The sequence below is a fragment of the Paraburkholderia diazotrophica genome (assembly GCF_038900755.1).
Taxonomy (GTDB): domain Bacteria; phylum Pseudomonadota; class Gammaproteobacteria; order Burkholderiales; family Burkholderiaceae; genus Paraburkholderia; species Paraburkholderia diazotrophica_A.
In genome coordinates, this window is sequence record NZ_JBBPEN010000074.1 from 1 (window position 1) to 551 (window position 551).

Genomic DNA, 551 nt, shown 5'->3' on the forward strand with positions numbered 1-551 from the left:
CGACGTGAAGAAGCTGGTTGAATCGGCGTCGTGCGCACTGGCCTCGGCCATTTTCGACAAGGCGGATTGCGCGGGTTGCCCGCATAACTCGTCGACGCAGGCGCAGATGTTTGGCGAAGCGATTGGCACCGGCAACTGCACGAACCGTAGCTGCTTCAATGCAAAAACGGAGAAGCAGCTTGAGGCGACAGCCGCTGGGCTGCGTGATGAGTTTCAGACCGTGCGGATCGTACGGGCTGGCGACAACAACACGCGCGTGCAACTGGCTGTCGACGGGTCGAATGGCGTTGGTCTCGAACAGGCCAAGGCCTGTCACGGTTGCGCCAATTACGGCGCGGCAGTGAGCGGCCTGCCGGATTCGATCGGCAAGGTCTATCGCGGCCAATGCTTCGACACCGTCTGCAACATGCAGAAGGTGGCGGCCCGCATCAAGGCTGAAAAGGCTGCGAAGCAGCCCCAACAGGCCGATGGTGCGAAGTCAGCGCCCGCGGCGAAGAGCGCGACCGGGACCGGCAGCAAGTCGGCCAGTGCCCCCGCGTCCACGAACCCGT

General features: G+C 63.3%; 1 pseudogene. It reads left to right on the plus strand.

What is annotated here, in order from left to right:
- Window positions 1-551, plus strand: a pseudogene (locus tag AABE10_RS36280) (PRTRC system ParB family protein); the annotation flags it as partial.